This window comes from Pseudomonas sp. GW821-FHT09E12 (genome assembly GCF_059416085.1).
Window position 1 is genome coordinate 65,103 of the sequence record NZ_JBWKOM010000010.1, and the last position, 25,363, is coordinate 90,465.

At 62.4% G+C, this 25,363-nt stretch carries 23 protein-coding genes; 15 read left to right on the forward strand and 8 right to left on the reverse strand.

Annotation, left to right across the window (positions count from 1 at the left end; genetic code table 11):
* Nucleotides 1-397 precede the first annotated feature (397 nt).
* From AC07PQ_RS25830 to AC07PQ_RS25840, 3 genes are all read left to right on the forward strand, one after another.
* Nucleotides 398-865, forward strand: a complete 468-nt coding sequence (locus AC07PQ_RS25830; protein ID WP_007929998.1) for a hypothetical protein — start codon at nucleotides 398-400, stop codon at nucleotides 863-865.
* Nucleotides 866-1,368: 503 nt separating this feature from the next.
* Complete coding sequence (locus AC07PQ_RS25835; protein ID WP_007929997.1) at nucleotides 1,369-2,262, forward strand: sensor histidine kinase; 894 nt, start codon at nucleotides 1,369-1,371, stop codon at nucleotides 2,260-2,262.
* Nucleotides 2,259-2,918 (forward strand): response regulator transcription factor, encoded by a 660-nt coding sequence (locus AC07PQ_RS25840; RefSeq protein ID WP_037035568.1) that lies wholly within the window; start codon nucleotides 2,259-2,261, stop codon nucleotides 2,916-2,918. Before AC07PQ_RS25835 ends, AC07PQ_RS25840 begins: the two co-directional genes overlap by 4 nt.
* Here the strand turns inward: AC07PQ_RS25840 and yegS are convergent.
* Nucleotides 2,915-3,817: a lipid kinase YegS gene (gene yegS / locus AC07PQ_RS25845; RefSeq protein ID WP_007929994.1), complete on the reverse strand. Its 903-nt coding sequence runs from the start codon at nucleotides 3,815-3,817 to the stop codon at nucleotides 2,915-2,917. The genes AC07PQ_RS25840 and yegS overlap by 4 nt on opposite strands.
* Before the next feature lie 224 nt (nucleotides 3,818-4,041).
* Between yegS and AC07PQ_RS25850 the strand changes: the two genes are divergently transcribed.
* Nucleotides 4,042-4,305, forward strand: a complete 264-nt coding sequence (locus AC07PQ_RS25850; protein ID WP_007929992.1) for a hypothetical protein — start codon at nucleotides 4,042-4,044, stop codon at nucleotides 4,303-4,305.
* A 58-nt stretch (nucleotides 4,306-4,363) separates the two neighbouring features.
* Here the strand turns inward: AC07PQ_RS25850 and AC07PQ_RS25855 are convergent, their stop codons facing one another.
* Both AC07PQ_RS25855 and moaB read right to left on the reverse strand, forming a co-directional pair.
* Nucleotides 4,364-5,551: a molybdopterin molybdotransferase MoeA gene (locus AC07PQ_RS25855; RefSeq protein ID WP_493186465.1), complete on the reverse strand. Its 1,188-nt coding sequence runs from the start codon at nucleotides 5,549-5,551 to the stop codon at nucleotides 4,364-4,366.
* Between the two features lie 22 nt (nucleotides 5,552-5,573).
* Complete coding sequence (gene moaB, locus AC07PQ_RS25860; RefSeq protein ID WP_007923271.1) at nucleotides 5,574-6,113, reverse strand: molybdenum cofactor biosynthesis protein B; 540 nt, start codon at nucleotides 6,111-6,113, stop codon at nucleotides 5,574-5,576.
* 79 nt (nucleotides 6,114-6,192) lie between these two features.
* Between moaB and mobA the strand changes: the two genes are divergently transcribed.
* Both mobA and AC07PQ_RS25870 read left to right on the forward strand, forming a co-directional pair.
* Entirely contained in the window at nucleotides 6,193-6,801 is a 609-nt protein-coding gene (gene mobA, locus AC07PQ_RS25865; protein WP_493186432.1) for a molybdenum cofactor guanylyltransferase MobA, read from the forward strand.
* A 71-nt stretch (nucleotides 6,802-6,872) separates the two neighbouring features.
* Nucleotides 6,873-7,094 (forward strand): YgdI/YgdR family lipoprotein, encoded by a 222-nt coding sequence (locus AC07PQ_RS25870; RefSeq protein ID WP_007923269.1) that lies wholly within the window; start codon nucleotides 6,873-6,875, stop codon nucleotides 7,092-7,094.
* Nucleotides 7,095-7,175: 81 nt separating this feature from the next.
* Here AC07PQ_RS25870 and AC07PQ_RS25875 read toward each other — a convergent pair whose 3' ends face one another.
* The 4 genes from AC07PQ_RS25875 to AC07PQ_RS25890 all read right to left on the reverse strand — a co-directional run bounded on the left by AC07PQ_RS25875 (nucleotide 7,176) and on the right by AC07PQ_RS25890 (nucleotide 9,310).
* Entirely contained in the window at nucleotides 7,176-8,066 is an 891-nt protein-coding gene (locus AC07PQ_RS25875; protein WP_007923268.1) for a pseudouridine synthase, read from the reverse strand.
* Between the two features lie 88 nt (nucleotides 8,067-8,154).
* Entirely contained in the window at nucleotides 8,155-8,475 is a 321-nt protein-coding gene (locus tag AC07PQ_RS25880) for a hypothetical protein (protein ID WP_007923266.1), read from the reverse strand.
* Nucleotides 8,476-8,531: 56 nt separating this feature from the next.
* A complete protein-coding gene (locus AC07PQ_RS25885; RefSeq protein ID WP_007923264.1) occupies nucleotides 8,532-8,960 on the reverse strand; it encodes a S24 family peptidase in 429 nt (142 codons plus the stop codon).
* 113 nt (nucleotides 8,961-9,073) lie between these two features.
* Entirely contained in the window at nucleotides 9,074-9,310 is a 237-nt protein-coding gene (locus tag AC07PQ_RS25890) for a glutaredoxin family protein (protein ID WP_493186431.1), read from the reverse strand.
* Between the two features lie 216 nt (nucleotides 9,311-9,526).
* Between AC07PQ_RS25890 and AC07PQ_RS25895 the strand changes: the two genes are divergently transcribed.
* A complete protein-coding gene (locus tag AC07PQ_RS25895; RefSeq protein ID WP_493186430.1) occupies nucleotides 9,527-11,485 on the forward strand; it encodes a monovalent cation:proton antiporter-2 (CPA2) family protein in 1,959 nt (652 codons plus the stop codon).
* A 49-nt stretch (nucleotides 11,486-11,534) separates the two neighbouring features.
* On the opposite strand, the gene AC07PQ_RS25900 is transcribed toward AC07PQ_RS25895, so the two are convergent.
* A complete protein-coding gene (locus AC07PQ_RS25900) occupies nucleotides 11,535-12,743 on the reverse strand; it encodes an ammonium transporter (RefSeq protein ID WP_493186429.1) in 1,209 nt (402 codons plus the stop codon).
* 331 nt (nucleotides 12,744-13,074) lie between these two features.
* On the opposite strand from AC07PQ_RS25900, the gene AC07PQ_RS25905 reads away from it, so the two are divergent.
* The 8 genes from AC07PQ_RS25905 to AC07PQ_RS25940 all read left to right on the forward strand — a co-directional run bounded on the left by AC07PQ_RS25905 (nucleotide 13,075) and on the right by AC07PQ_RS25940 (nucleotide 25,324).
* On the forward strand, nucleotides 13,075-13,389 hold the full coding sequence (locus AC07PQ_RS25905) for an ElaB/YgaM/YqjD family protein (RefSeq protein WP_007923257.1): 315 nt from the start codon (nucleotides 13,075-13,077) through the stop codon (nucleotides 13,387-13,389).
* Nucleotide 13,390: 1 nt separating this feature from the next.
* On the forward strand, nucleotides 13,391-13,777 hold the full coding sequence (locus AC07PQ_RS25910; RefSeq protein WP_007923256.1) for a phage holin family protein: 387 nt from the start codon (nucleotides 13,391-13,393) through the stop codon (nucleotides 13,775-13,777).
* The gene (locus tag AC07PQ_RS25915; protein WP_007923255.1) at nucleotides 13,774-14,115 is read left to right on the forward strand and encodes a hypothetical protein; all 342 of its coding nucleotides are present in this window, start codon (nucleotides 13,774-13,776) and stop codon (nucleotides 14,113-14,115) included. The genes AC07PQ_RS25910 and AC07PQ_RS25915 overlap by 4 nt, the downstream gene beginning before the upstream one ends.
* A 138-nt stretch (nucleotides 14,116-14,253) precedes the next feature.
* On the forward strand, nucleotides 14,254-15,417 hold the full coding sequence (locus AC07PQ_RS25920; RefSeq protein WP_007923254.1) for an EAL domain-containing protein: 1,164 nt from the start codon (nucleotides 14,254-14,256) through the stop codon (nucleotides 15,415-15,417).
* Between the two features lie 101 nt (nucleotides 15,418-15,518).
* Nucleotides 15,519-16,850 carry a deoxyguanosinetriphosphate triphosphohydrolase gene (locus AC07PQ_RS25925; RefSeq protein WP_007923253.1) on the forward strand — a complete coding sequence of 444 codons (1,332 nt, stop codon included), beginning with the start codon at nucleotides 15,519-15,521 and terminating at the stop codon, nucleotides 16,848-16,850.
* Nucleotides 16,851-17,708: 858 nt separating this feature from the next.
* Nucleotides 17,709-19,331 carry a ShlB/FhaC/HecB family hemolysin secretion/activation protein gene (locus tag AC07PQ_RS25930; RefSeq protein WP_493186464.1) on the forward strand — a complete coding sequence of 541 codons (1,623 nt, stop codon included), beginning with the start codon at nucleotides 17,709-17,711 and terminating at the stop codon, nucleotides 19,329-19,331.
* Between the two features lie 111 nt (nucleotides 19,332-19,442).
* Nucleotides 19,443-24,401 (forward strand): hemagglutinin repeat-containing protein, encoded by a 4,959-nt coding sequence (locus tag AC07PQ_RS25935; protein ID WP_493186428.1) that lies wholly within the window; start codon nucleotides 19,443-19,445, stop codon nucleotides 24,399-24,401.
* Nucleotides 24,402-24,697: 296 nt separating this feature from the next.
* Nucleotides 24,698-25,324 (forward strand): response regulator transcription factor, encoded by a 627-nt coding sequence (locus AC07PQ_RS25940; RefSeq protein WP_007931447.1) that lies wholly within the window; start codon nucleotides 24,698-24,700, stop codon nucleotides 25,322-25,324.
* Nucleotides 25,325-25,363: the final 39 nt, after the last annotated feature.

Below are 25,363 nucleotides of genomic sequence, written 5' to 3' on the forward strand. Positions count from 1 at the left end.
TCACACAACTTCCCCGCCGCGACCTCTATTTCAGCGCTTGGTTCCCCTTTATAAGGGAATCCCCTATCGGCAATCAGGACCAACCTGATATTCGCAATATCCAATAGCCATTAATGTGACGCCATTCTCATTGCATGAATGGAGTCAGGCTTTTGTTTGTGATCGCAGGAAGATGGGCTGGTGCCCCTTCGAGCCCCCCCGCCTCCGCTGTCCAAGCGTGGCCGACACACCGTGCTCGGCAGTCTGTCGCCTGCAGACTAAACACCAGCACAGCGTCTTCGTCCATTGAGAACCAATCAGATTCGTCCTATATCCCACGGCATAACCGACGTAATACCTTACAGCCGCTCACAAAACGGACCATTCCATCATCTGACGTGGCGTCGTGGAGACAAGCATGCTGATCGACGATAAAGAGTGGCACCAGTCACCCGACTTTCTGCTTGAGGCAGAAGCACTATTGGCCAAGTCTGTTGAATGCCTGAACCATCTCAACCTGATCAGGAACGATCAGGACGCCATCGATTGCATGTTGTCCACCCTGCTCAAACTGGCCGAGAAAACCGACGGGCTGGCGCTGCGCAGCACCGCCGAATTCTCGCGCCAGGTTCATGCGTTGCTGGATCACTCCCATCCTCATCCGGACATGAACGAGCAGATCCTCGACACCCTCGGGGAATGCTTCAGCCTGATGGCCTGGCAGCTTGAACTCGTCGATCCGGTGACTGGGCAGTTGAACCTCGATGGCAACGAACAGGCCACCCTCATCGAATCCCTCGCCGTGCAAATCGACCCTCTGCCCGCCCCCCTGTCCTGCCACCAAAATTCGTTCAAAGTTTTTTCGATCGCCAAGAGAAACGCATAGACCCTGTCGTTAATACCTAACTTCAGTCGTTAGATATGTCGTGACATTGACCAGCATCATGTCGTTATCCAATATTTCATGCCTGTTAACGACAGAACCAACTAACACAACTAAATAAAACCAATCCCGAGACTTCAAGTGTTCTGAATCTCGCCTACCCGTTCGCCAAGGCCAGATACAGTCACTGTTTGAGCGGAGCCAGTTAAAACAAGCGAATCGGAACATACGTCCCAAAAGGCAATATTCCTGACCCGCTGGACATATATAGAGGCGCGACCAACGGTAGCTAAGCTGATACTATGCCAGCCACTAAACGATATCCTTAATGGCACTGTGATTTCAGATTGATCTTGTTACACACCTGATCAGTGCAAGGCTTGCTCCCAACGAATAGACCGCGTTAATTGAAGCCGCATACTCAAATAATACCGTTTTCCAAACCGGGGCCCGTCAGTCGACTTGACCGGTCTCCCCGCAGCGAACATTCATTGGCTCCATCCGCTATGTACGCCAGCCTCAAGTCAACTGCCACCAGGCTTCTCTCTCGAATAAACCTGCGCTGGCTCAACCTGTTGCTGTGCTCATGCTCGGCACTTGGAAGTCTGGCCGTCTATTGCCTGTCGACGACCTTTCCCCTCAGCCTGCTGATCCTGAATCTGGCGGCCCTGGCCAGTGTCTGGGCCTATTACGGCGATTCGCGCAATTCGATCAAGTTCCAGCCTCAGGAACTGGCGGATCGCTTGCTGGAAGTCCAGGAAAACGAGCGCCATCGCCTCAGTCGTGAATTGCATGATGATATTGGTCAGTTGTTGACTGCCGCCAAGCTGCAAAGCGAATGGCTCAAGCGCCGCCTGCCCGAAGACCTGCAACAGCATTGCACGACGCTTCAAAGCACATTGGAAGAAACCCTGGCCAAGGTGCGCGATGTATCGGCCATTCTTAATCCCCGGCAATTGGCCAGCCTGGGCCTGGAAGCCAGCCTGCGGGCACACTTGCTGAAGACCCTGGAAAACACTTCCGTGCACTGGAGCCTGGAATGCAAGCAACGCCTGGCAGGCATCCCCGAGGAGATGGCGGTGGCCGCCTTTCGCATCACTCAGGAAGCCGTCACCAACATGCTGCGCCACGCCCAGGCGGATAACCTGCTGGTACGCCTGCAACGCCTGCCCGAGGGCCTTTCGCTGTTTATCAGCGATGATGGCTGTGGCTTTTCCCCAGCGGCCAATCCTGGCGCGCAAGGACAACGCGGCATGGCGGGCATGGCGGAAAGAATCGCGCAACTGGGTGGCACCCTGAAGGTTTCCAGCCAGCCCGACCAGGGCACACAAATCGAAGCACTCTTCCCCTGGGCGCCTCGCGCACTCGAACGGGCCAGTACGAATAAGGTTTTACATTGACCTGCAATTTACTTCTGGTGGATGACCACTCGCTCATCAGGGCTGGCGTGCGTGCCCTGGTCATGGACATTCCTGGCTATGCCGTGATCGGCGAAGCCAACGATGGCGCACAAGTACTGGAAATGGTCGAGAGGCTGTCGCCGGACATTATCCTTCTGGATATTTCCATGAAGGATATCAGCGGCCTTGAAGCCCTGAAGAGACTCAAGGTGGTGCATCCGCAGAGCAAAGTACTGATTCTCTCGATGCACACCGATCCGGCGCTGATCATGCAGGCCCTGGAATCCGGTGCTCATGGTTATCTGCTCAAGGACACTACCGCCAACGAGCTCGAGCACGCGCTCGACGCCTTGCGCAACAACGAGCGTTATCTCAGCCCGGCCATTGCCCACACGGTGATCAACCAGGCGCTGATCCGCGTGCAGAAGCCCCATCCGGAACCCGTCGAAACCCATAACCTGACCGCACGCCAGCTGGAGATCCTGCGCCTGATCGTTCGCGGCAAATCGACCCGCGAAATCGCTCATGGGCTTGGCCTGAGCATCAAGACCGTGGAAACCCACCGCTCGCAGATCATGAAACGCCTGCAGATCTATGATGTGGCCGGCCTGGTCCTGTTTGCCGTCCGCGAACAGATCATCAGCCTCGACGATTAAGACGCCGAAGCCGCCAACAGCGGGGAGTCTTCCGGCAAATGCACCCGCAATGCCCCTGGGAGCGCGCGAAAACGCAGGTTTTCGCCTTGCAGGGGCTCACCGTCGAGATTGATATCCAGCCCCTCGGACACCTTGATTTCAACCCAGGGCAGGCGCGTGCGCACAAACAGGTTGTCGATCCCCCAGCCGCCGGCCAGCAGGTCCTTCAAGGTCCCCACCAACTCCTGGGGGGCCGGCAGGATACTGACATCCAGCAATCCGTCATCGGCCATCGCCTCAGGGCACAGCAGATGACCACCACCGGCCTGGCGCCCGTTGCCGATCCCCAGGGCCAACAGCTCGCCGCGCCAATGGAAATCCGGCCCCTGCAGTTCACCGTATGCCGCATGCAGTTCGTTGAAACGAGACAAACCAGTGAACAGATAGGCCGCGCCCCCTAGAATCTTTTTCAGGTCCTCGGAGGTATTGGCCGTCACCTGGCTGCCGAACCCGCCCGTGGCCATGTTGAGAAATACCTGGCCACCGACCTCGCCGAGGTCGATCGCCCGTGCCGGCACGTCGAGCAGGTTCAATGCCTCATGGGGCAGCAACGACACGCCGGCCGCCCGCGCGAAATCATTGGCCGTCCCCAGCGGCAGCAATACCAGGCTGGCATCGTTGGCCTGCGCCGCCATGGCCTCGGCGATATCACGCAAAGTGCCATCACCGCCCCCCGCGATCAGGCGGGTGTAACCAGTCACGAGGGCTTCATCCACCAGGCGCTGGGCGTCGCCCGCCTCCCAGGTCAGGCGGACCGCCAGCTCCCAACCCTCTTCACGCTTGCGTTCGACAGCGTCGCGGACCTCTTCGTTGAGGGCCTGCTTGCCGTGCAGTATCAGCATCGCCTTGCGTTCGCTCATCGCTCATCACTCCTGTCATTCGAGGGCCATTGAAGGATGTTGACCCTCGGTCCATGAGAAAAAGTCCGATCGGGATGTAATCAATTTGTCGCCGTCAGGCCGTCTGCTGGCTGACCGGTAACTTTTCTGACCGCAGATTGAGAATCACCTGAATTGACCCGAAACAGACAATCGGAGAATGTTCATGGCAGGCGAACGACGCCTCAAACAGGGAAGCGAAACACATGGATGACAAGAAATGCTTTGAACGCTCGAACTCCGCGCTCACTCGGCTGGAAGGGAGCATCCTGCTCAGTACAGGCAAACACCCGGAACTGAGTGTCCATCAAGTACATACCCGTGACCACGAGCATAAGCCCGACAGCAAGCTTCATGCCTTGCTCAAGAAGCTCGCGTGGGTGTTGGCCTATGCCGGGTTTCTATCGGCACTGCTGTCCTGGGGACTGAACAGCCGTTTTGGCTTGCTGATCCTTTTACTCCTGCGTTGATAGGCAGGGCCCTGGAGGATGGACCCGGCGCTGCCAACCAGGTCCGCCTCCCCTGGAGTCAGCCCAGGACTTCACTCAATGGGATGAAGTTGACCCAATCGCCCTCAACCAGCGTTCGCTCTTCCAGTACCTCGACCAGCCCCTCGGCCCAGGCGGCACTGCGCAAGACCCCGGAACTCTGGTTCCGGTAGATGATTGCCCTGCCCTGCTCCAGACGCCCACGCAGATACTCTCGTCGATTCCCCGGTTTCGACCAGGCAAACCCGGCTGGAACCTGGAACTGCAAGGGCTGCAGCTCCTTCACTCCCTGGCGCCGCAAAATATAGGGGCGAGCCAGCAAGGCAAAGGTCACCAGTGTCGAGGCCGGGTTACCCGGCAGGCCGATCACCGGCACGCCGCGGAAATGCCCGAAGGTCAATGGCTTGCCCGGCTTGATCGCCAGCTTCCAGAGCGCAAGCTCGCCCTCTTCTCTTAAGGCGATGCCCAGGAAATCCGCCTCGCCCACCGATACACCACCGGTGGACAGGATCAGGTCCACATCCGCCAGTTCGGCAAGGCGCCGCCGGGTCGTGGGCAGATCGTCGGGCAGGATCCCGCCGTCGACCACTTCACAGCCCAGCCGCTGCAACCAACTGCACAGCAGGACACGGTTGCTGTTGTAGATCTGCCCTGGACCCAGCGCTTGCCCGGGTTCTACCAGTTCGTCGCCGGTGGAAAGCACGGCGACCCGCACTCGACGCACCACCTCCAGTTCCGCGCAACCCAAGGAAGCAGCGAGCCCCAGCTCGATCGGCCCCAGCTGCGTTCCGGCCACCAATACACACTCGCCGACCTTGGTTTCCTGGCCTTGGGGACGAATGTTCTGCCCGGCGCTGAGCGGCTCGGTAAAGGACACCCGCCCATCGGCCTGAACCTCGGCGTTCTCCTGCATTTCCACGCAGTCGGCTCCCGCCGGGACCGGCGCCCCGGTGAAGATGCGTGCGCAGGTACCGGGCGCCAAAGGCTCAGGCGCCTGGCCGGCGAAAATGCGCTGGCTGACCACAAGGGCCTCACCACTCCAATCCGCGGCACGCAAGGCATAACCGTCCATGGCGCTGTTGGGCCAGGGCGGAAGATCCAGGGTGGAAATCAAATCGTCGGCCAAGACCCGGCCTTGAGCTGCCGCCAGCGGCAGCCGCTCGCGCTCGAGAATGGGAGTAGCCTCGGCCATCTCCAGCAAACGGGCCAATGCGGCCTCGACCGGCATCAAGGCACCGGTCTTGCCCGGCTTACCCACGGGATTCACAAGGTGCCGCCTGTTTCAGGTGCGTGACGAAATTGCACGGCCGGTGCCGCGAGTCCAGCTGCTCGGCGAGGATGCCGTCCCAACCGGTACGCACCGCGTTGGTCGAGCCCGGCAGGCAGCACACCAGTGTGCCGTTGGCCAGCCCGGCCAGGGCCCGCGACTGCACGGTGGAAGTGCCGATGTCGGCCACCGAGATCTGACGGAACAACTCGCCAAAACCGTCGACCTGTTTGTCGAGCAGGCAAGACACAGCTTCCGGGGTGCTGTCGCGGCCGGTAAAACCGGTGCCGCCAGTGATCAGCACCACCTGGACCAGGTCGTCGGCGATCCAGGTCGCCACTTGTGCGCGAATCTTGTAGAGATCGTCCTTGAGCAGGACGCGCGCGGCCAGGTTATGGCCTGCAGCGCTCAGACGATCGACGAAGACCTGGCCGGAGGTATCGGTCTCCAGGGTCCGGGTATCACTGACAGTCAGCACCGCGATATTCAAGGGTGCAAAAGGTACATCAGCCTTGGCTTTCATAGGCTCGATCCAGTTGTAGGAGAAACAGCCCGGTGTTATATCACAGCGCTCTCTTTGACCGCCCCTGTGGAGACGTGCCATGACCCCGCGCACAGATTTGCCACCCTGCTCCATTCTGCTCCTGGCCGGTGGACGCGGCCAACGCATGGGCGGAAGGGACAAGGGGCTGATCGAGCGGCAGGGCCGGCCATTGATCGCCCACCTGCATCGACTGACCCGCGGCCTGAGCGATGACCTGATCATTTCCTGCAACCGCAATCGCCGGCAGTACGCGCCTTATGCCGACCAACTGGTGCAGGACGAAAGCAATGACTTCCCGGGGCCGTTGGCAGGTATTCGTGCCGGATTGGCCGTCGCCCGGCATGCCCGACTGCTGGTGTTGCCTTGCGACGTGCCGCGCATCGATGCGCAACTGATCGACGCCATGCGGCAAAGCGCCGCCCTGCATCCGGACAAACCGCTGATGCTGCGCCATGGCGAGCACTGGGAACCCTTGCTGTGTATCATTCCGCGCACGCTGCTCGGCACCTTCGACGGAGCCTGGCAGAACGGTGAGCGCAGCCCCGGACGTATCATGCGCGGGCTGGATGCTCAGGCCCTGCAATGTCCGGCAAACGATCCCCGATTGGCTAATCTGAATACACCAGAGCTGTTAAGCCAGCAGCACGGCGTGTCAGAATGCCCTTAACTCAAGGAACTTGCAGGCGTTGTATACGTCTCAAGCACAGCAACTAAAAGTATTCATCTCGGAGACACATAATGATTCAGCGGACTCTCGCCACTCTCATGCTTGCACTGGGCCTTGCCACTCTCGCCGGTTGCGCATCGCCTACTGTGATCACCCTGAATGACGGTCGCGAAATCCAGGCCGTCGATACGCCGAAATACGATGAGGATTCCGGTTTCTACGAGTTCGAACAACTGGACGGCAAACAAACCCGCATCAACAAGGATCAGGTTCGTACGGTAAAAGAGCTGTAATCCATACCGTTACAGCCTCGAACGATAAAGCCCGCTTTCGCGGGCTTTATCGTTTCTGGCAGCAGCAAGCAGTTGCCTGGATTACCACTGCAAGGTGATCCGACTCTCGAACTCGCGCTCCTCCCCTGTCAGCGGGTCGGTAAAACGCAGGCCCTGGGCCAGCAGCTTGAGCGGCTTGGCGTAATCGTCCTCCACATCCTTGAGCGCATTGGGATAAAACGGGTCGTTGCAGATCGCCGCCCCCAGCGCACTCATGTGCACCCGCAACTGGTGCTTTTTGCCGGTCACCGGATACAGCCCATAACGCCAGAGGTCACCGTTCTTTTCCCGGACCTCCAGTGCCGTTTCCGTATTAGGCGTACCAGGTCCTTCCTGCATGCGGAAAAAGGGTTCGCCATCGACCAGGCGGCTTTTATGCACCCGTGGAAACTCAAGACCGGGCAAGGCCGGTGCGATGGCCTCGTAGCGCTTGTCGATCCTGCGCGTAGGGAACAGCGACTGATAGGCCGAGCGGCTTTGCGGATTGGCCGAAAACAACACCAGGCCCGCCGTATGCCGGTCGATGCGATGCAGAGGCACCAGGTGGGGATTGTCCAGGCTGCGGATCAAGCGGCGCAGCAAGGTTTGCTCGACATACTCCCCCGCCGGGGTGACCGGCAGGAAATGCGGCTTGTCCGCCACCACCAGGTGCTCATCGACGTAAAGAATCGACTCCTGCACCGGGATGATCTTTTCGTCGGGCACTTCGCGAAAATAATGAATGCGCAGGCCTTCGCGGTACGCCAGGTCGACACCGATCGGTAGTCCCTGTCCATCGAGCACCCGGCCACGGGCGATCCGGCTCAGCCACTGCTCGCGGCTGATGGTGCTGAAATGGTCACACAGGCAATCCAGTACGGTTGGCCATGAACCGGGGGGCAGGTACAGGGTGCTGGCCTGATGCTGTGTGGCAAAAAAAGGTACGGAAGACATACAAAAGCTCGAGCGGACAATGCAGAGCGGCATTATCCAACATGGGTCCCGGGGAGCCTAGGAGAGTTTCACCCTCCAGAACCTGCGACTAAGCCCGGGCCACGCCGGCTTGCGCGGCGGCATCGGTGAACTCCTTCAGCCAGCGCAGCACATCGACCGCCTCCCAGCGAGCCGGGTCATACAGCGCATACAACAACCCCTGGTACCCCACCACGTCCAGTTGCCGGTGATAACCCGCACGCTGGAACAGGGCTTCGATTTCGGCAAAGCAGGTATTGAAATGCAGCTTGTTGAACGGTGTCTTGCCTTCCGTGACCAGGCCGTCCAGGCGCAGTTCGAGTACCGCTTCGCGCACCACATCGGCGGACATGCGGTTCACACTGCTCTTCAATTGTTCGACATTGACCATCATCAGTCCTTCTACCCTCTCATTCATCCACTGAGCACACGCCCGGCGCATCGATATCAGCCACGGCCGACATAACTGACCACCCACAACACCACGCCCCAGATTTGCGCCGAGTCCCGATCGTCCAGGGGGATCGGTGCAATCGAAGGTCGCGCCGCCTTGAGCAGCAGCCCACCCTTGGGATCGGGCGCCAGCAGGCGCACGCCATAGGCGTCTTCGCCATCGAGATGGGCCACCACATACTGATCCACCGCCGGGGCCGCCGAACGATCGACGATCAGCCGGTCGCCGGGATAGATCCCGAAGCCCAGCAGGCTGTCGTCATCCACCAGCACCGCGCGGATCTGCGGCGCTCCGAGCCCCACGGTACGATCCAGGGAAAAACCGCCTTCGAACGTGAGCCCGGCGGCAAATCCGTCGTGCCCTGCATGCTCGGGCGACAGGTGTTGCAAACGCTCGGCGCGGGCGAGGATTGTGAGAGACATGACGAACCATCCCGATAACTGTACGCTTATACAGTAAACGAATAATCGGGATCCCGCCAAGGGATTGCAGCGCAGGCGACAAACGGAAAGGGTCGTGCCAGCGACAGGCCGGCTCAGCGCAGGAAGGCCACCACCTGCTCGGCATCGAACGGCCAGCCCAGCTCGGCGCCGTTGTCCACGCGGTGCAGGACCGGGATACGCAGGCCATACACCTCGAACAGGGTTTCGTCTTCCGCGATATCCACCAGCTCGACCATCAGCCCGTGCTCCACCAGCGGCATCAACTCCGCCTCGGCGAGTTCGCACAGGTGGCAGCCCAGGGTGCCGAACAGCTGACATTCAGGAGGCATGACATACAGACCGAAAAGAGACAGGCGCTTATTCTAGGCCCGCGGGAAAAAGCCGTCGACCGATGAACGCAGCACCCTGCGGTCAGCAGCAATCATCGACAAGCATTCTGCCAAACAGCTGATGCAGGTCAGCGCCGCCAACTTGCGGTTGAGCGACCCTCGCGGCTTTTTTTGCCTCTACGCTCTGTCATTACAACCCGCCGCCCGGAGATGTCTGTGTTCGCCAATCTGTTGATCATCCTCGCTTCATCCCTGGTGGTGATCGCCCTGTTCCGCCGCCTGCGCCTGCCGCCCGTGCTGGGCTACCTGTGCGTAGGCCTGCTGGTGGGGCCGACCGCCTTCGGCTGGGTCAACGACAACGAAAACCTGCCTGATCTGGCGGAGCTGGGGGTGGTGTTTCTGCTGTTTTCCCTGGGACTGGAGTTTTCCGTATCGAAAATGCTGGCCCTGCGCCAGGTGGTATTCGGCCTGGGCAGCCTGCAAGTGCTATGCAGCGGCGCCATCCTCGGCGGCCTGCTGATCCTCGCCGGTGTGCCGCCGATCCCGGCGCTGCTGCTCGGCGCGGGCCTGGCGCTGTCCTCCACCGCCATTGTCAGCAAGGAGCTGGGCAGCCTCGGGGAAATCTTCAGCAGCCACGGGCAGAATGCGATCGGCGTGTTGCTGTTCCAGGACGTGGTGGCCGTGCTGTTGCTGACCCTGGTGCCGGTATTCGCCGGCAACACCGAACAGGCCTGGTACTGGGCCCTGCCCCTGACGCTGGGCAAGACCGCCCTGCTGTTCATCGGCCTGGCGCTGGCCAGCCGCTGGTTGCTGCCACGGCTGTTCCACGAGGTGGCCGCCTCCCATTCCGCCGAGCTGTTCGTGCTGCTGGCCCTGGTCATCGTCCTGCTGACCGCCTGGCTGACCCACCTGCTCGGCCTGTCCCCCGCCCTTGGTGCGTTCCTCGCCGGCATGCTGCTGGGGGAAAGCCGTTACCGGCACCAGATCGAGGCCGATATCCGGCCGTTCCGCGACATTCTGCTGGGGCTGTTTTTCGTCAGCATCGGCATGTTGATCGACCTGCAATTGTTCGCCAGCCATGCCCTGTTGATCCTCGGCCTGACACTGGCCCTGATGCTGATCAAGGGCGCCGTGGTGGCACTGTTGCTCAAGCTGCGCGGCAGCGACGGCGAGACGGCCTGGCGCAGTGGCCTGGCCCTGGCCCAGGGCGGCGAGTTCTGTTTTGCGCTGATGGCGCAGATGCAGCAGAGCCAGTTGATGCCAGCCGAGCTGAGCGGCCTGCTGCTGGCCGCGACCTTCTGTTCGATGCTGCTGACGCCCCTGCTGCTGCGCGCCGCGCCGGAGATTGCCGCGCACCTGCACCGCAAGCCGAACCAGGAGGCCCACCTGGAAGAAATCAGCGCCCTCAACGCCACATTGCAGGACCATGTGGTGATCTGCGGATATGGCCGCGTCGGCCAGTCGATCGGCCGTTTCCTGCGCCGCGAACAGCAGCGCTTCATTGCCCTGGACGACGACCCGGTGCGGGTCCAGGAAGCCGCGGCCGGCGAAAGCTGCGTGCATTACGGCGACTCCCGCCGCGCCGAGCTGCTGGCGGCGGTCGGCCTCGAACGCGCGCGCCTGCTGGTGATTGCCGTGGACAAGACCGACATCGCCCTCAACGTGCTGAAAAGCGCGCGCCGGATCAACAGCGAAGTGCCGATCCTGGTGCGCACCCGGGACGACAGCCAACTGGCCGAACTGAAAGCCGCCGGTGCCAGCGAAGTGGTGCCGGAGCTACTGGAGTCGAGCCTGATGCTGGCGTCCCATGCGCTGGTGATGCTCGGGCTGCCGGAACACCAGGTACAGATCAAGGTCGATGAGGTTCGCCACAACCGCTATCGCCTGCTGCATGGTTTCTACCATGGGGCGCAGACCGACCTGCTGGACAATCGCGGCCAGCCGCGGGTGCTGATGCATGCGGTCAATCTCGGCAGCGCGGCCCACGCCTGCGACCTGGCCCTCGGCGAGCTGGCGCTGGAGCAATTGGGCGTGGATGTGCAAGGCGTGCAACGCGATGGCCGCGACCTGGAGCTGGCCGCCGGCACCCTGCTGCAAGCCGGTGATACGGTGTTGATGTCCGGCCCGCTGGCGGCCATCGAAGCGTCGGAGGCGCGCCTGCTCGGCGGCCAATGATCAGCGGCAAGCAGCCCTGGCCGGGTACTCCAGCCAGGGCCGCATGGGCTCAGTCCTGGCTGACCGCGCCGATCTTGTGCAGCGACAGGTCGGCGCCGTAGTACTCCTGCTCCTGCGTCAGGCGCAGGCCGCAGAGCGCCTTGATCGCGCCGTACACCATAAAGCCGCCGACCAGCGCCACCAGCACGCCCAGGCCGGTACCGATCAACTGGCTGACCAGGCTGACGCCGCCCAGGCCGCCCAAGGTGCTCTGGCCGAAGATCCCGCAGGCGATACCGCCCCACACGCCGCACAGCCCGTGCAGTGGCCAGACACCCAGCACATCGTCGATCTTCCAACGGGTCTGGGTGGCGATAAAGCACCAGACGAACAGCGCGCCGGCAATCGCCCCGGTGATCAGCGCGCCCACCGGGTGCATCAGGTCGGAGCCGGCGCAGATCGCCACCAGCCCGGCCAGCGGGCCGTTGTGCAGGAAGCCCGGGTCGTTGCGCCCGACGATCAGCGCCGCCACGGTGCCGCCGACCATGGCCATCAGCGAATTCACCGCCACCAGCCCGCTGACCGCCTGCAGGGTCTGCGCGCTCATCACGTTGAAGCCGAACCAGCCGACAATCAGGATCCACGACCCCAAGGCCAGGAACGGGATGCTCGACGGCGCGAATGCCACCAGCTTGCCGTCGCGATAACGACCGTTGCGCGGCCCGAGCAACAGCACCGCGGCCAGCGCCAGCCAGCCGCCCATGGCATGCACCACCACCGAGCCGGCGAAATCATGGAAGCCCGCGCCGAAGCTCGCCAGCAACCAGGCTTGCAGGCCATAGTTACCGTTCCACACCAGGCCTTCGAAGAAGGGATAGATAAAGGCCACGATCAGCGCCGTGGCGCAGAGCTGCGGGACGAACCGCGCACGCTCGGCGATGCCGCCGGAAATGATCGCCGGGATGGCCGCGGCGAACGTCAGCAGGAAGAAGAACTTCACCAGTCCGTAGCCGTGATCGGCGCTGATCACCGCCGCCGGTTGCAGGAAGCTGACGCCGTAGGAGATCCAATAGCCTATAAAGAAATAGGCCAGGGTCGAGACCGCGAAGTCGCTGAGGATCTTCGACAAGGCGTTGACCTGGTTTTTCTGGCGCACCGTGCCCACCTCGAGAAAGGCGAAGCCGGCATGCATGGCCAGGACCATGACCGCACCGATAAGGATGAACAGGGTATTGGAACCATGGACCAGAGTGTCCACAGCGCTTTGCAGATTTTCCATGGAATGGGCAGACCTGATATTCAGGAAAAAGCCGCGAGCCGCTCGAACGTTTTTTGCACCAACTTGGCACCCAAGGTCCTGTCGACCCAGGTATTACGACCCATTTTGGCGCGACGCTTTTGCGAGAGGGATGTATCGCTCGGGGTGTTTCCATAAGTGTTGATTTTTTAGGGTAAGGTTTTAGCTGCCAGGCACCGCATCCTGCGCGCTTTCGGCGCAACCACCCGTGTTTACGCACCAGGACAAAGCAAAAGCTGTACCAGACAATTGCACTGAACCTTCGCGCAAGGCTCATACTCGAACCCTTCAGAACGCCACTACGGAGATAACCATGGCCAGCAAAACCACCAAGACAGCTCAAGAAACACTGATGGCGGACTTTCAGGCACTGGTCAGTGACACGGAACGTCTGCTGGAACACACCGCCACCCTGGCTGGCGACCAGGCAGACCAATTACGCACACAGATTCACGACAGCCTGCTGCGCGCCCGCGAGACCCTGCAACTGACCGAACAATCGCTGCGCGAACGCGGCCAGGCGGCAGTCACCGCCACCGAAGACTATGTGCAGAGCAACCCCTGGCAAGCAGTGGGCATCGCGGCGGGTGTGGGCTTTCTGATCGGCCTGCTGGCGACCCGGCGCTGATATGGCTATCGATGAATCCGGCTCCACGGCGGGCCAAGGCTCTTCAACGCGGCGCCTGGGTGCTGCTTTCCTGGGTTTGTTGCACAGCCACGTCGAACTGTTCGGCATCGAGTTGCAGGAACAGAAAGCCAGAACCGTCAGCCTGCTGCTGTTCGCCGGGCTGGCCCTGGTGTTCGCCCTGCTGCTGTTGATAGGACTATCGGCGCTGGTGCTGATCCTGTTCTGGGACACCTATCGCCTGACCGCCATCATCGGGCTGTGCGTCTTCTATACGCTGGCGGCGCTGTTCTGCGCCCTGCGCCTGAAGGCGGCGATTTTCGACGAGTCCTCGCCCTTCCACGCCACCCTTGAAGAGCTGGCCAACGACAGGGAGCGCCTGCTGCCATGAGCCTGCCTGACATCCCGCAAACCAACTCCCGGCGCGAGATGCGCAAGGCGCTGATCCGCCTGCGCATGGAAATGCATCGCCAGGAAATCCGCCACGAATCCCAACAGTTGTTGCAACCCTTGCAGCGGGTCCGTGGCCTTGGCCAGAGCTGGCAACAGGGCTTGGGCATCAAGCACGCGCCGTTGTGGGGCGTGGCTGCCGTGACCCTGTTGGGTTTTCTCACCGGCAAAGGCGCCAAGAGCGGCAGCGTCAGAAGCTTCGCCCGGCTGGTGCGGCTCAGCGCCGGCCTGTTGCCGCTGATCAAGCTGGTCATGCAAGGCTCTTCGAACAAGCACTGAGCCGGCGCCATCTGGCTGCATTCTTGCAATCATTCCCGCAATAGCTGCGCACCCGACCTCTCCCGCGAGAGGTCGGGTCGTGCCTGCCTGTTGCGTCGGCGCAGCGCCAGAATCAACAAGATCAACCAAGGAGGCCCCGTGATCGACGGGCAACCGCTTGCCTGCTTTCAACCCTTCATCGACACCGCCACCGGCCGTATTGCCGGTGTCGAAGCCCTGGGCCGCCTGCGCCAACCGAACGGCCAGCTGCTATCGGTCGGCCCATTGTTCAACGATCCCCGGACCTCCTCGAGTGCCCTGCGGCGGCTCGACCGGCTGATTCGCGCCGACGCCCTGGGCCGCCTGCATGAAGCGCCCGCCGACTGGTTCCTGAGCATCAACATCTCGCCCCGCTGGATCAGCCGCCTGCGCGCCGGCCAGCCCTTGCCGAGCCTCAGGCAATTGCAGCAACAGGGCGTCGATCCGCGGCGCGTGGTCTTCGAAATCACCGAACTGAGCGGCAACAGCCAGCGCCTGAGCGAAGTGGTGGCGCGCTACCGCGAAGCCGGCGTGCGGATCGCCATCGACGACTTCGGTGCCGGTTACTCCCAGCTCGACCGGGTGCTGGCCCTGCAACCGGACATTCTCAAGCTCGACATGCGCCTGTTCCAGGCCGCGGCCCGTGGCGGGCCCAGCAGCGACGTGGTCAAGGCCCTGGCGCAGATGGCCGAGAAAACCGGCTGCTGGATCATCGCCGAGGGGGTCGAGAGCGAAACCGAACTCAACTTCGCCCTGGAATGCGGCTCGCGGTATGTCCAGGGCTTCCTGTTTGCCCGGGCCGAGCAGGCGTTCTTCGCCAGCGACGCTTTCGTCGCGCCTTTTGCCCGGGTGCGCCAGCGCTATGTGCAACAGAAACTGGCCGAGCGCGGACGCCTGATGCAGATGCGCCAGCAACTCGCGGAGCTGATGACCCTGCTGCAGGACTGGGCCCAGGCCCGGGCCCCGATCGAACGGTTGCCCCAGCTGGATGCCTTTCCCTGGTTGCTGCGCTTCTATCAATGCGATCGCCACGGCACCCAGCTGACACCGAACCTGGAATGGCGCCACGACCGCTGGCAGGCCGACCACAGCTACGTCGGCCACAACTGGTCGTGGCGTCCGTACTTCTACCACCTGCTGGCCGAGGGCTGGGACGAGCGGCGGCTGACCCTGTCGAACACCTACCGCGACGCCACCAGCAACCAGTACTGCCTGACCGCCGGGCAGTTCTTCGACAATGGCCAGCGCCTGCTGCTGATCGATATCGATGCCGCGGGGCTTTAGTGGCGTGCGTGGTCGGCCCCGTTATTCAGCGTGTTCCCCTTGCAGGCGCTGGCGTGAACCGGGAAGCTAGCCCATCAGTCATTCGACGGAGAGACCCCGCCTTGGATTGGCATACCCTGCTTACCCGCGAACGCCTCGGAAAGCCGCTGCACAGCCCTGAAGAACTGGGCCGCAGCCCCTTCCACAAGGACCACGACCGCATCATCTTCTCCGGTGCCTTTCGCCGCCTGGGCCGCAAGACCCAGGTGCACCCGGTGTCCAGCAACGACCACATCCACACGCGCCTGACCCACTCCCTGGAAGTCAGCTGTGTCGGTCGCTCCCTGGGCATGCGGGTCGGCGAGACCATTCGCGACGCCCTACCCGAGTGGTGCGAACCCAGCGACCTGGGGATGGTGGTGCAATCGGCCTGCCTGGCCCACGATATCGGCAACCCGCCGTTCGGCCACTCCGGCGAAGACGCGATCCGCCACTGGTTCCAGCAGGCCGCCGGGCGCGGCTGGCTGGACGCCATGCACGAAAACGAGCGCAACGACTTCCTCAACTTCGAAGGCAATGCCCAGGGGTTCCGGGTGCTGACCCAACTGGAATACCACCAGTTCGACGGCGGCACGCGGCTGACCTACGCCACCCTCGGCACCTACCTGAAGTATCCCTGGACCGCGCGCCACGCCGACTCCCTGGGCTACAAGAAGCACAAGTTCGGCTGCTACCAGAGCGAATTGCCGTTGCTCGAACAGATCGCCACCAAGCTCGGCCTGCCGCAACTCGAGGAACAACGCTGGGCCCGCCATCCGCTGGTGTACCTGATGGAAGCCGCCGATGACATCTGCTACGCCCTGATCGACCTCGAGGACGGGCTGGAGATGGAGCTGCTCGACTATGCCGAAGTCGAGTCGCTGCTGCTCGGGCTGGTGGGCGACGACCTGCCGGAAACCTATCGCCAACTCGGCCCGCGGGACTCGCGCCGGCGCAAGCTGGCGATCCTGCGCGGCAAGGCCATCGAGCACCTGACCAACGCCGCCGCCCGGGCCTTCGTCGAACAGCAGGACGCCCTGCTCAGCGGCACCCTGCCGGGCGATCTGGTGGAGCATATGCACGGCCCGGCCAAGCGTTGCGTGCTCAATGCCAAGGACATTGCGCGCAAGAAGATCTTCCAGGACAAGCGCAAGACCCTGCACGAGATCGGCGCCTACACCACCCTGGAAATCCTCCTCAATTCGTTCTGCGGCGCCGCGCTGGAACAACACGGCGGACGCACGCCGTCGTTCAAGAACCGGCGGATTCTCGACCTGCTGGGCAACAACGCGCCGGATCCGAACGGTTCGCTGCATGCCTCCTTCCTGCGCATGATCGACTTCATCGCCGGCATGACCGACAGCTACGCCAGCGAAATGGCCCGGGAAATGACCGGGCGTTCCAGCCCGCAATGACCCGCCGTCGAGCGGCTACCTCGCGTTATCGAGGTGGCCGTTCGGGCGGTTTCTCGTGAGTCGACAACTAAGGGATTCCCCTAGTCTGTTGTAAGGCAGTAACCGGACACCGTCGTTACTTCAACTTTGAGATCCCGGCCATTTCACACTGCATTGAGAGTGCCGTTCACTTCCAGCAAGTTCGCCAGACACCATCCAGATCGACAATATTCCACGCAACCGCGCCCAGCTAGAGCACTTGCTCTATAACTAGCGATATTGACCGATACATGCCGCCCGACAAGCAAGCCAACTAGGCTGAATTAAACAGATCGTTAACGCCACAACCAAACATCCTACCTTTACCTTTCGATACATCTGCCTAGCCTTCAGGCAGAAACCCTTGCAGCACAAGGCCCCTACGGATCCACCACGATTACAAATTCCGTACAAATCAACTTTATCGTTTCCGCTAGTCTCGAACCGTAATGGGTTAACCAGGATTAATTTCACTCCGCGACAGATCGTTCCCCTTTCATGACCCTGCCCGAGTGATCGGTGCAAAAAACAAATAGCAAGCGAACTAAGTACCTACACTAAAACTTCGGCTTCACCTGTTAGTTCAGCAGGCATTTGCAAAATAATTTCACCTCTCGCTGTAACAAAGAGCGCGCCCAGGACTCAAGCGTCAAAATGGAAGTGAGTACACGGAATGAATCCGTGTCGATAAGTTGTTCCCGCACTTCCTCATCCGTTTTCCACTATTAAGGATGTCGAGTGCCCTATACGTCCTCAAGTCACCCAAGCTGTCACCCTGGCCTGCGCGGCTGGTTGCTGCTCTCGCTGCTGGCCGGGGCCCTGCCCGTGGCCGCCGCCGATATGCCACAACCGGGTCAGGAAGCCCTGCGCCTGCAGCAACAGCAACAGCGCGACCTGCAACAACTGCAGCTGGAACAGCGCCAGCGCCAGTTGCAGCGCGGCAGCTTCGGTACGCCGGCGGTGGCTCCCGCCGAAACCGCCCAGGGTAGCGAGGATGAACAGTGCTGGGCCCTGAGCGGCACGCGGATCGCCGGTGTCACGCTGTTCAAGAAAGACCGGCTGAACCGCCAGCTCGAACCCTATATCGCGCCCTGCATGGGCGTGAACGGGATCAACCGCCTGTTGGCGCAGATCACCCGGATCTATGTCGAGGCCGGTTACATCGCCAGCCGCCCTTACCTGAGCAGCGCCCCCGCCGCCGGCCATTCGCTGGACATCGTGGTCGACGAAGGGTATGTCGAGGCCGTCGAACTGGCCGACCAGAGCCTGCCGGTTTCCCTGGCCGGGGCCTTTCCCGGCATGCTCGGCGAACCGCTGAACCTGCGCGACCTGGAACAGGGCCTGGACCAGCTCAATCGCCTGCGCTCCCTCGACCTGACCGCCGATATCGCCCCCGGCAGCCAGCCCGGCGCCTCGCGGATCATCCTGCGCTCGCGCAGCAGCGGCGCTTCGCGCTGGGCCCTGGGGCTGGGTGTGGATAACCTCGGCAGCGCCAGTACCGGGCGCGATCGCAACTCCGTCAACCTGAGCCTCGACAGCCCACTGCAACTCAACGACGCGCTCAACCTGAACTTCAGCGACACCCTCAATCACGGTCCGCGCTACAGCCGCAGCGCCAGCGTTTTCTACTCGATCCCCTACGGCTATTGGACCTACAGCCTGTTCGCCAGCCATGCCGAGTACCGTGCGCCGTTCAAGCTCAGCAGCGTGACCTTCTACAACAGCGGGCGCACCGACCTGCTCAGCCTGCGCGCCGACCGCGTGCTGTGGCGCGACCAGGGCCACCAGTTGAGCGCCAACCTGCAACTGGCCCACAAGGATGTCGACAGCTACCTGGAGAAGGTCCGCCTGGGCATCCAAAGCCCGACCCTGACCGTGGCCGAAGCCGGGCTCAACCTGTTCTGGCTCGACAGCGCGGTGTGGAACCTCGACATCAATTATGCCCAGGGCCTGACCTGGTTCGGCGCCGACCGCGACTCGCAACAGGTGCAGAAAAACCTGCCGCAGGCGCAGTTCCGCAAGTACCGCGCCAGCCTCAGCCAATGGCGCAATGGCCGCTTCGGCAGCCAGCCCTGGCAGTGGCAGAGCCAGCTGTCGCTGCAGTACAGCCCCGACCCGCTGCCGGCCATCGAACAACTGCTGGGCACCGACGACTCCGCCGTGCGCGGCTATCGCGAAAACAGCGCCTCGGGCGCCATCGGCGGGATCTGGCGCAACACCCTGCGCCTGCCGTTGCAGAACGATCTGTCGGTCAAGCTGACCCCGCGCCTGGCCTTCGACCACGGCCGGATCAAGGCGCAAGAGGGCGCCAGCAGCGAGCGCCTGAGCAGCGCCAGCATCGGCCTGAACCTGAGCTGGAAGAACGTGCAAGTCGACGTCGACTACCAGCACAGCCTGGAAACACCCGACCGTTTCCACCATGAATCGCCCACCTGGCTGACCCGCCTGAGTGTGCAGATCTGAGGTTCCGCGAACCGTGCATCAGCCTGAAAAAAACAGCCGAGCCTGAACACCACAGCAGCGTTGCAACGAACAACGCGCACTGCCACTCGGCCCACACATAGAGAGCTTCTTATGCCCGACAACACATCTGTGTTTCACCTGTCCCCCAGGGGCAAACTGCGCCTGGCCATCGCCAGCCTGCTTCTGGTCTCCCATCTGCCGCAGGCGCTGGCCGGCGGCATCACCGTGGCCCCGGGCCCGGGCGGCATCCCGCAGCTGCAGAACCAGAACGGCGTGCCTATCGTCAACATCGTCGCGCCCAATGGCGCCGGGCTCTCCCATAACCAGTTCCTCGACTACAACGTCGATCGCCAGGGCGTGGTGCTGAACAACTCCCTGCAAGCCGGCGCCTCGCAACTGGCCGGGCAGCTGGCTGCCAACCCGCAGTTCCACGGCCAGGACGCCAGCGTGATTCTCAACGAGGTGATCAGCCGCAACGCCTCGGCGCTCAACGGCACCCAGGAGATCTTCGGCCGCGCCGCCGACTATGTGCTGGCCAACCCCAACGGCATCTCGGTCAACGGCGGCAGCTTCATCAATACGCCGAACGCCAGCCTGCTGGTCGGCCGCCCCGAGCTCAACGACGGCAAGCTGCAAGCCCTGAGCACCCGTGACGCCAAGGGCCAGTTGACGGTCGAGGGCCGAGGCCTGAGCAACACCAAGGGCAGCATCAACCTGATCGCCCCACGCATCGACAGCCAGGGCGACCTTACGGCCGGCGACCAGCTCAACCTCACCGTCGGGCGCAACCGCGTGGACCCGGCCAGCGGCAAGGTGCTGAGCACCGACCCGGCCGGTAACACCCAGGAGCAGCGCATCGACGCCAGCCTGTTCGGCGCCATGCAGGCCGGACGCATCAACATTGTCAGCACCGCCGAAGGCGCGGGCGTGCGGGTCGGCGCGGTGCAGGTCAAGGGCCGCGACGGGGTGGATATCGCCTCCGCCGGCGACCTGCACATCAGCGGCCAGGCCAGGCCCGACAGCCTCGACGCCATCCGTGCCGGCGTGCACAGCAGCCAGGGCGACGTGCAGTTGCGCAGCGGCCAGGACCTGACCCTCGCCGCCACCGATGTCAGCGCTCGCGATATCAAGCTCGACGCCGGGCGCAACCTCACCCTGAGCGCCATCGAAAGCCGCAAGCTCCAGGAAAAGCGCGAGCAGTGGCACAACAGCACCATCGGCATCACCTGGGAAACCTACGACCGTACCCTGACCGACAGCGACAGCCGTCAGCACGGCAACCAACTGACTGCCCGCCGCGATGCCGAGCTCAAGGCCCGCGCCAATACCGAAATCAAGGCCAGCCAGATCAAGGCGGAAAAAAACCTGACGCTCGACAGCGGTGCCGACCTGCGCCTGACCGCCGCCACCGAAACCCACGAACAACGCGATCAGGGCCGGCACCGCAAGCACCTGTGGAAAGCCGACTGGGACAAGTCCAGCAGCGAGCAACGCAGCATCACCAGCCAACTGGAGGCTGGCGACGACCTGCACCTGACCAGCGGCAAGCAACTGCAACTGCAGGGCGCCGAACTGGCCAGCACCAATATCCAGCTGACCGGGCGCCAGGTGGACATCACCAGCGCCAGCCGCACCCAGAGCAACAGCGACAAGTCCTATTCCGGCGACCTGGTCGGTGGCAGCTTCTTCGGCAAGAACGGCGACGGCGACAAGGGCAAGACCCTGAACAAGGGCAGCAAGGTCAATGCCAAGGGCGACCTGATCGTCAAGGCCGACGAGGTCCGCATCAGCGGCAGCCAGGCCCGCGGCGGCAAGCAGGCCAGCGTGATCAGCGAAAAAGGCTCGCTGACCATCGACGGCGTGCAGGACCGCTCTCACGACAACAGCTACAGCAAGGACAGCAAGTTCTTCGGTATCACCAAGGACGAAAGCCGGCAGAACCGCAAAGACAGCACCACCGTCACCAGCGACCTGCGCTCGGACAGCAACCTCAAGCTCGAAAGTGCCAAGGACATCGCCATCAGCGGCGCGTACGTAGCCGCGACCGGCGAGCTCAAGGCCGAGGCCAGCGGTGACATCAAGATCGACTCGGCGCAAAACAGCTCGCAGAGCGAAAGCACCACCCACACCCGTGGCTTCGACGCCTATGCCAAGGAAAATGCCCCGGGCACCCGGCAATACCGCGCCGGCGTGCGTTACGAAGACCAGCAGAAAACGGTCAAGACCGACGACACCCAGCAACAGGGTTCGAGCCTCAGCGGCGGCAGCCTGCAAGTCGCAGCGGGGGGCAACCTGAGCGTCAAGGGCGGCGACCTGAAAGCCACCCACGGCGATGCCAGCCTCAGCGGCCAGCAGGTCGAGCTGCTGGCCGATCACGACCAAAAGAGCAGCAGCACCGACACCCGCACCACCGGCGGCGGCTTCTACTACACCGGCGGCCTGGACCGCGCCGGCAACGGTGTGGAGTTCGCCCACAGCAGTACCCAGGACACCCGCGATACCCGCACCGCCAACACCACCGGCATCAATGCCACCGGCAACCTGACCATCAAGGCCGGCAACGCCCTGGTGACCGAGGGTGCACAGGTCAAGGCCGGCGACAAGCTGCTGGTGAAGGCCGAGCAGGTCGACAACCGCGCGGCGCACGACAGTGAGTCCACCAGCCACAAGGAAAACACCTGGAGCGCCGATATCGGCGCCAACGTCGAATACAAGGGCCTGACCCGCCCGGTGGAGAAAGCCATCGAAGGCGTGGCCCAGCGCAAGTTCCATCAACCGGGCCTGCTCGATGCCCTGGAACAACCCAATGTTGGCCTGGACGTGGAAGTCGGCCACCAGAACAAACAGCGCACCGAGCAAGGCAGCACCGCCGTGGTCAGCCAGTTCACGGGTGGCCAGGTCGAGGTCAAGGTCGCCGGCCAGCTGCAGGATGAAGGCAGCCGCTACGAGGCGACTCAAGGTGCGCTGAAGATCGACGCCGGCAGCCAGGTGGCCAAGGCCGCCAGCGATACCCACAGCAGCAGCGAGCAGGCACTGGACGCCAAGACCGGCGTGCGGGTCTACACCACCACTGGCGAGGACGTGAACGTGCGTGGCAGCGGCGCCGGCGGCAGCAGCGACAAGCGCAGCGACAGCAGCAAGGCGGTAGTCGGCAGCTATGTGGGCAAACAGGGTGTGGACATCGCGCTGAACGGCGATGGCCAGTACGAAGGCAGCCGGTTCGATGGCGGCGACGCCGGCGTCAAGCTGCACAGCGGCGGCGAACTGGCGCTGAACCAGGCCAATGACCGCCAGAACAGCAGCGACTCCAGTCTGCGCGGCGATGCCTCGCTCACCGTCGGCAGCGCACCGGGCGCCAACGGCAATAACCTCAACCTCGGCGCCGGCGTACAACTGGACCACAAGCGCCTGGATCAGCAGGACAGCCAGGCGCGGGTGGCAACTATCCAGGGCAAGGGCCCGATCGAGTTGACCAGCGGCGGCGACCTGATCCTCCAGGGCACCACCATCGGCAGCAAGACCGCCAAGACCGGCGACATCAACCTGAACGCCGGCGGCAAGCTCGACCTGCAGGCCGCGGTCGATACCCATAGCAGCCAGGGCAGCAACCTCGGTGGCGGCCTGACGGGCGGCGCCAGCAAGACCAGCAGCGAGCAGAGCAGCGGCAAGAGCGCCAACCTGAGCGCCAACTTCAACATCGGCCGGGTCTCGGAACAGGACCAGAGCCAGACCGGCGGGCAACTGCACAGCAATGGCCAGGTAACACTCGCCAGCGGCTCCGACAGCACTACCGCGCTGCACCTGCAGGGCACCCAGATCGAGGCCAAGGGTGTCACCCTCAGCGCCGACCAGGGCGGGATCTACCAGGAGTCGGCGCAGTCCACCCAGGCCCACAACAACTGGGGCCTGACCCTGGGTGCCGGCGGCAACGGCGGCAAGACCACCCGGGCCGACGCCGGCGAACACGAATCGCCGAAAACCGATCGCGGTATCCACGCCCGGGCCAAGATCGATGTCGAGCAACTGCACAGCACCACCCAGCACAACAGCCTGATCAAGGCCGACCAGGTGACGCTCAATAGCAACGGCGACACCCATCTGGCGGGGGCGCGCATCGACGCCAATCAGGTCGATGGGCGGATCGGTGGCGATCTCAAGGTAGAGAGCCGCAAGGACCAACTCAGCAGCACCACGGTCAACCTCGACGCCCGCCTGGATGCCGAGAAAAACCAGCCTGGCGTGGTCGATAAGCTGACCAAACAGACCGGCCCGCTCAAGGACAAGCTGCAGGCCAAGGCCGAAGGCGGTTTCGACAAGCACCGCGAGAAGCTGGAAAACGTCGTCGACAAAGGCACCGAACGCCTGACTGCGGCCAAGGACAACCTGGTGAACAAGGCCGAAATCGCCAAGGAACGCCTGGGCGAGAAATTCACCCGCAGCGGCAGCTATGACGTCAACCCGGAACCCAAGGGCGCCTTCGGTCGCGGCGTAGACAAAGCCAAGAGCTACCTCGCCGACAAGACCGAAGCCTTGGGCGATCGCTTCTCCAGCCTCAAGGAACGGGTCTGGCCGAAAACCAGCGACAGCTACGCCGTCAGCGAGAAAACCGGCGCTGGCAGCAAGCTGACCAACACCGCGCAAGGCGTGCTGTTCGGCGACAAGAGCGGCAACACCTCCTACACGCCGACCCTGAACCTGAATGTCAGCCGTCAGAGCAAGGACAGCGTGGCAGAGGCTTCTGGCATCAGTGGCAGCCGCGGGGTCAACCTGCAGGTGTCGGGTGAAACCCAGCTCAGCGGTGCACGGATCGGCGCCAGCGAAGGCAAGGTCGACCTCGGCGGCTCGACCGTCAAGAGCACCGCACTGGCGGGCACGGATTACCGCGCCGACGTCGGGCTCAACCTGTCGAAGTCGCCGGTCAACCTGGTCCTCGGCGCCAAGGATGAGCTGACCCGCAAGCAGGACGACGCCACCCGCAACGACCAGGCGTTCAACCTGGGGCCGCTGCGCGTCGGTGGCCATAGCGACAGCCAGCTGCTGCAGGCCGGCATCGATCAGAAAGCGCCCTGAGGCAAGCGCTCCGTGAGCGGCTGCCCCCCATGAACGGGGGGCAGCCTTGCCTGGCTCCCTTCTCTTCTCAGCGCCCTTTATTGCCCTGCGAAAAAGTGCACTAAACCTCCAACATCTCCTTACCTTTTACATGGCTGGATACTCATTCCTACTTTCAACTGAAAAACTGCTGTAATCCGAAACCGTCTTTCATGTAAGAACTGCCTTATTGTCCCCAACCCCGCCTTAACCCGCATATATCCACTGTCCTGCCTGCGCTAAGGTCCAGACCTGTATTTATTTCCACGGGTTTGACCATGAGTTCTGTTTTCATCATCGACGACCATCCCGTTATCCGACTGGCCATCCGCATGTTGCTGGAACATGAGGGTTATAAAGTCGTCGGCGAAACCGATAACGGTGTCGATGCCCTGCAAATGGTTCGCGACAGCATGCCGGACCTGATCGTGCTCGATATCAGCATCCCCAAGCTCGACGGGCTGGAACTGCTGCTGCGTTTCGGCGCCCTGGACAAGTCCTTGCGGGTGCTGGTGCTGACGGCGCAATCGCCGGCCCTGTTCGCCGCGCGCTGCATGCAGGCCGGGGCCTGCGGCTATGTGTGCAAGCAGGAAGACCTGAGCGAAGTGCTCAGCGCCATGAAGGCGGTGCTATGTGGTTACAACTACTTTCCGAGTCATGCCCTGCAAACGCCGCGTCAGGATGAAACGGCAAACAACGAACTGAGCCGCTTGATGTTGCTCAGCGATCGGGAATTGATGGTGTTGCAACTTTTTGCCAAGGGCAGCACCAGTACGCAAATAGCCAACAGCATATTTCTCAGTGGCAAGACCGTCAGTACCTATAAAAAAAGAATCATGCACAAACTTCGCGCGACTTCCATGGCGGAACTTATCGAGTTGGCACAACGTCACGAACTGGTGTGAGAAACAGGATGTTCAAACCCATTCTTTATTATTTAACCC